The 5,788-nt window shown below is 56.0% G+C and carries 5 protein-coding genes and 2 rRNA genes; 5 read left to right on the forward strand and 2 right to left on the reverse strand.

Annotation, left to right across the window (positions count from 1 at the left end; all coding sequences use genetic code 11):
- Positions 1–115 (forward strand): 23S ribosomal RNA (locus H0X95_RS35475); the annotation flags it as partial.
- A 128-nt stretch (positions 116–243) separates the two neighbouring features.
- Positions 244–356: ribosomal RNA gene (gene rrf / locus H0X95_RS35480) — 5S ribosomal RNA — on the forward strand.
- A gap of 106 nt (positions 357–462) precedes the next feature.
- On the opposite strand, the gene H0X95_RS35485 is transcribed toward rrf, so the two are convergent.
- Positions 463–678, reverse strand: a complete 216-nt coding sequence (locus H0X95_RS35485) for a PAAR domain-containing protein (protein WP_196446427.1) — start codon at positions 676–678, stop codon at positions 463–465.
- A 1,257-nt stretch (positions 679–1,935) separates the two neighbouring features.
- On the opposite strand from H0X95_RS35485, the gene H0X95_RS35490 reads away from it, so the two are divergent.
- From H0X95_RS35490 to H0X95_RS35500, 3 genes are read left to right on the forward strand one after another with little or no spacing between them, the layout of a single operon-like run.
- Positions 1,936–3,501 (forward strand): recombinase family protein, encoded by a 1,566-nt coding sequence (locus tag H0X95_RS35490; RefSeq protein WP_196446428.1) that lies wholly within the window; start codon positions 1,936–1,938, stop codon positions 3,499–3,501.
- Complete coding sequence (locus tag H0X95_RS35495) at positions 3,498–4,400, forward strand: plasmid partitioning protein RepB C-terminal domain-containing protein (RefSeq protein ID WP_196446429.1); 903 nt, start codon at positions 3,498–3,500, stop codon at positions 4,398–4,400. Before H0X95_RS35490 ends, H0X95_RS35495 begins: the two co-directional genes overlap by 4 nt.
- The gene (locus H0X95_RS35500) at positions 4,397–5,299 is read left to right on the forward strand and encodes a plasmid partitioning protein RepB C-terminal domain-containing protein (RefSeq protein ID WP_196446430.1); all 903 of its coding nucleotides are present in this window, start codon (positions 4,397–4,399) and stop codon (positions 5,297–5,299) included. Before H0X95_RS35495 ends, H0X95_RS35500 begins: the two co-directional genes overlap by 4 nt.
- Positions 5,300–5,357: 58 nt before the next feature.
- On the opposite strand, the gene H0X95_RS36130 is transcribed toward H0X95_RS35500, so the two are convergent.
- Positions 5,358–5,788, reverse strand: a 431-nt coding sequence (locus tag H0X95_RS36130; RefSeq protein ID WP_230878350.1) for a hypothetical protein, incomplete at its 5' end; no start/stop codon positions are given.

Genomic DNA, 5,788 nt, shown 5'->3' on the forward strand with positions numbered 1-5,788 from the left:
TGGGGACTAGATCCCCTTGAAGGGTCGTTCGAGACCAGGACGTTGATAGGTCAGGTGTGTAAGCGCAGTAATGCGTTCAGCTAACTGATACTAATTGCCCGTAAGGCTTGATCCTATAACAAGTCTGTTTCGCGCTACAGAGCGCGTCGGACGGTTGGATTCTCGTGTGTGATACACACAACCTAATTACTGCTTCTTCCAAGATTGGTTCTGTTGGCCACGCCAGCAGAACAACCCCCTTTGCCTGATGACCATAGCGAGTCGGTCCCACCCCTTCCCATCCCGAACAGGACCGTGAAACGACTCTACGCCGATGATAGTGCGGATTCCCGTGTGAAAGTAGGTAATCGTCAGGCTCCCTAAGCCAAGAACCCCCGCCCGAAAGGCGGGGGTTTTTGCATTTGTGCGGCGCGAAATGTGCGCGGAGCAGATAAGGCTCGATTTAATTAGAGCCAGATAGCATCACTCGCTTGCCAGGAATTCTTGTTGGCTGGCGATCAGCGAGGCGCCACATGCAGTCTTCATCCTGTCCAGCGCAACGGCGCGGCCTTCAATCGTGTACTGGCTGGAGCCCTGAACGATCGGGTAGGTACCTTGGCATTTCGGGCACAGGACCATATGGCCGACACCGGATGCCGGTCGACCGTTCAAGTTCGAAAGGCCGAACGAGCGTGTCACCTCGTGTGCTCGTGCCGGCATGTACTTCCTGCAACATCCAATCGTTGTCCCATACGAACAGCTAAGCACATTGCTTCGCTGAGTCGAACGAACGATGCCGGATTTCGAGCGGCGACGAACTTGGCTTGCCGAGCACGGTGTTGAAATTGAGGGGATTTGACTGTCACGCGTATAGAACGCACAAGGTAATCCACGAATAGTCGACCTCGGGGCGAGCTGATGCCTGACGCTACGGGATAAGGGCTTCCAGCTGAGGGTGGACCCATAAGGCGAGAAAATGGACGCATAAGTCGAGACGAACCGTCCAGACCACCTCGGACTCGAGCCTGGGCTTGTGACAGGACGGGTCCTATCCCACCAGCACCGCTCTCTCAGCTTTGTACAAGCTACCGCAAAAAACTGCGCGTCCGGCAAGGCAATTTAAGCGATTTGTGCTGGTGGACGAACCCTCTCCTTGCACGCCGGCGGTCAAGAAATGTCCAAGTTTCGGAGACCCGGCCTACAAACACGCCAAGCAAATCGCGCTGGCCGATTAACGAAGCAGCTACTGAATAAGCCCCTCTCTATCTCGTCCCGCGCCAGTGCCGTCGGTGGCTGGTCGAGGCGCCGGCGTCCGCTCGTCGCAACCTGGCCTGGAGGGCACCCATGAAATCCCCACGCCTCTGTCTCGCCTGTGGCACCGCGTTTGTGCCGCTGCCGCACGTTCCCCGTCAGCGCTATTGCTCATCGGAATCTTGCCAGCGAGCTCGACGACGTGCCTGGCAGAACCACCGGCTCCGTATCGATAGTGACTATCGCGACAACCAGGCACGGGCGCAGGCCAGGTGGTGCGCGGGGCACTCGGGCTACTGGCGCGAATATCGAGCCTCGCATTCGGCGTATCGCGAGCGCAATAGCAGCATGCAGCAGACGCGCAACGAACGGCGGAATTTCAGGGCGATTGCAAAGATGGACGTGTCAGGGCGTCCGCAGTCCCTAGACTCGGGCTTCTACGTCCTGTGCCATGCGGATGACGCCAACGTTGCAAAGATGGACGCGTGGACCGTTCATATAACCGTGTTGTCTGCGCCGACGGCGCCGCCGGTCTGATTGCAAAGAGATGACGTGTTACGCGTAGGCGTCCGGCCTGCTACCTTTGCCTTGTCACCGTTCGCTTTAGAGCGCCACGCCCCGACTTGAGGACGCGGCGTCCGCATTCGGGCTTCTCCCTGCGCATGGTGCCTGCTGCGTGTCAGTGTCTGAGTTGTGGAGCGGAGAATGTCATTCAACAGCGCAGGTGCACCAAGCGTAGCCAGCTCGCTGGCAGGACGGGCAGCCGAGTACGTCCGCATGTCCACGGAACACCAGCAGTATTCGACTGAGAATCAGCGCGACCGGATTCGAGACTACGCAACCCGTCGCGGATTCGACATCGTGCGCACATATGCCGATGAAGGGAAAAGCGGTCTTCGAATCGACGGTCGCCAAGCACTTCAGAATCTCATTTCTGATGTGACGAATGGAAAGGCTGATTTTTGCATCATCCTCGTCTATGACGTGAGTCGTTGGGGCAGATTCCAGGATGCCGACGAGAGCGCGTACTACGAATACATTTGCCGCCGTGCAGGAATTCAGGTTGCGTACTGCGCCGAGCAGTTCGAGAACGACGGGTCGCCAGTCTCGACCATTGTGAAGGGGGTGAAGCGCGCAATGGCCGGCGAGTACAGCCGAGAACTGTCTGCAAAGGTGTTTGCCGGCCAGTGTCGTTTGATTGAAATGGGTTTCCGACAAGGAGGCCCAGCAGGCTATGGGTTGCGCCGAGTATTGGTCGACGAGCACGGTCTCATGAAAGCGGAGCTGCATCGAGGCGAACATAAAAGCCTACAGACGGACAGGGTTGTCCTGATGCCGGGGCCGGAAAGCGAGGTGCGAATCGTCAATTTAATCTATAACTGGTTTATCGACGAATCGCTCGACGAATACGAGATTGCAGCTCGCCTTAACGGCATGAATGTGCGCACTGACCTTGACCGCGAGTGGACGCGGGCGACGGTACGGGAGGTATTGACCAACGAAAAATACATTGGAAATAACGTATACAACCGGGTGTCATTCAAGCTGAAAAAGATGCGAGTGATGAACACCCCTGATATGTGGATTCGAAAGGAGGGAGCATTTCAGGCAATTGTCCCGAGTGAGACGTTCTACACCGCTCAGGGCATTATGAGAGCGAGAGCGCGGCACTACTCGAACGAAGAGTTAATTGAGCGATTGCGTAATCTGTACCGCGCCCGCGGATTTCTGTCTGGCGTGGTGATAGACGAAACAGATGGCATGCCCTCTACGTCCGTCTATGTTTATCGATTTGGCAGTTTAATCCGAGCCTATCAGACTGTCGGCTTCACTCCCGGTCGCGACTATCGTTACATCGAGACCAATCGCTTCCTGCGAAAACTGCATCCAGAAATCGTCGCCCAGACGGAAAAGAAAATCGCCGATTTGGGCGGCACGATGATACGCGACACCGCAACCGACCTTCTGACTGTGAATGATGAGTTCACAGCATGCATTGTGCTCGCACGGTGTCAGGCGCACGGCAACGGCCGAAATCATTGGAAGGTGCGCTTCGATACGAGTCTTCTGCCGGACATCACTGTTGCGGTTCGGCTCGACCAGGCGAACGCATCGACACTCGACTACTACCTCTTACCGCATCTCGATTTTGGGCAACCCCGTATTCATCTCGCCGACCAAAATCCAATTGAGTTTGAGAGCTATCGATTTGACACGCTGGACTACTTGTATGGAATGGCCGAGCGCGCTCGTCTCAGGAGAGTAGCGTGAACTCGCGACAGCAGCCCGGAGAAATTCGGATGATTCCGGTCTCTCAGATTGAAGTCATTAATCCGAGAGAGCGCAATGGTCGAGTCTTCAATGAAATCGTCGACAACATCAAGACCATCGGCCTGAAGAAACCTATCCTGGTCACCCCACGCGTGACAACTGGGGGGATAGAAAAATATCTGCTTGTATGTGGCGAGGGGCGATTGAAAGCGTTTCGCACGCTCGGGGAAGCGACCATCCCCGCACTCGTGGTGCATGTGAGCGACGAGGATGCGTACGTAATGAGCCTGACGGAAAACATCGCGCGCCGACAGTGTAGGCCCATCGAACGGCTCGTGGGCATTCGGCAGCTGCAGGAGCAGGGTTATTCTCCGAAAGTCATTGCCGAAAAAACGGGTCTCACATCGACCTACGTGCACGGCATCCTCACGCTGCTGCGCCAGGGAGAAGAGCGACTGGTGGTTGCGGTGGAGAAGGGTCTCGTTCCCCTCAACGCAGCTCTTATGATTGTCGGCGCTGGCGACGACGACGCTGAAATACAAGCGGCGCTCCAAGAGGCCTACGAGTCCGGAAAATTGAGGGGCAAGCAACTGATGACTGCTCGCCGCATCATCGAGCGCAGAAAGGCACTTGGAAAGAGCACGGCGCGCCATATGCCGAAGATGTCCGCCACCATCACGACGTCTAGTCTCGTACGGACGTATGAGCGTGAGGTCGAACGCCAGAAAGCAATGGTGAGAAAAGCGGAGTTCGCGCAGCAGAGGTTGCTATTTGTGGTTGGCGCATTGCGGCAACTGTTTGCCGACGAGAATTTCGTTAATCTGTTGCGCGCCGAGGGACTGGCAAGTTTGCCGAAGTATCTTGCCGAACGAGTTTGGCCGAGCGGGAGTGCCATATGACAGGCGTAATTCTCGGGTTCATCCCCGAGCCGTTGTCACTGCCGGTCGCCGGCATCTTGCCTTCGCGAAGAATACCAACCCCCGTGGCTGAATCGCGAAAGTTCAAGCAGATTAAGGCCTCCATTGAGGAGGTGGGCCTTATCGAACCGCTCTCGGTAGCGCCGACGAACCAGTCGTCCGGACAGCACGTCCTGCTGGACGGGCATCTACGCTTACTCGCTATCCAGGCGCTGGGTCACGAGCAGGTCGCTTGTCTTGTCGCGACCGACGACGAGAGCTACACCTATAACAACCGTGTTAATCGTCTATCCACAGTGCAGGAGCACCACATGATACGGCGCGCGATTGAGCGAGGCGTTTCACCTGAACGACTGGCGAAAGCTCTTTCCGTCAATGTGTCGCAAATAGTAAAGAAGATGTCATTGCTCGACGGCATTTGTCCGGAAGCGGCAGAGCTCCTGGGAGACAGGCAGTTCTCAACAGAAGTTGTCCGCGCGCTTCGCAAAATGAAACCCACTCGGCAGGTCGAATGTGTTGAACTGATGGTGGCCGCGAACAATGTGTCAGTGTCCTACGCGGAGGCATTATTGGTGGCAACGCCAGCGGCGCGTCTTGTGGATGAAAAGAAGCCGCGCAAGCTCACCGGAGTTAATCCTGAGCAGATGGCCAGAATGGAGCGGGAAATGAGCAATCTACAGGGGCAGTACAAGCTCGTGGAACAGACCTACGGCCAGGACGTGTTGAATTTGGTACTTGCGAAAGGATACCTCGCCAAGCTCCTTGAAAACGAATCTGCACGGCAATATGTTGGCCAACACCATCCGGATTTGATGGTGGAATTTGAGTCCATCATTGCAACCATATCTCTCGACCAGCAGCAAATTAGTGCAGTTCTCTAATCGAATTCCGACATGGCGCCGGCCAACATCCCACGTGCCGGCAATGGGGCGAATTCATCTATAGCAGCGGGGTTCGCAACATTCTTGCTCTCAATTTGCCTACCGATTTGCCGTTCAGCCAAAGCGCCTTCCGATATTGAAGCGAGAGTTCCGCATGTTGCAGAACTGCATATGTGTCCTCTGGCGTCGGCTGGCCTGGAGCCATCTCTTTGGACAAGCGAGCCGTAACCTCCATTAGGTGTCGTTGAACTGCTACGAGATTGGAGAAGTCCAGCTCTTCCGTTCCGTATTGCGTGACACCGTCGAGGTCGCGCCGCGCGAACAGCATCTCGCCCTGAAGCAGATTTCGAAACGTATTCCACTCATACATGGACGCCCCCGTTTTGCCAGGTTCGCGGTGAGTGACGGTTCGAAGGCATCGATTGCAGCCATACATCCGGACTTTGATGTCAGGCGTACGCCTGCTGTCCCTGATGGAATACGCTGGCC

Origin of the sequence: Burkholderia sp. 9779_493 (assembly GCF_015712215.1) — a bacterium.
Classification (GTDB): domain Bacteria; phylum Pseudomonadota; class Gammaproteobacteria; order Burkholderiales; family Burkholderiaceae; genus Burkholderia; species Burkholderia cenocepacia.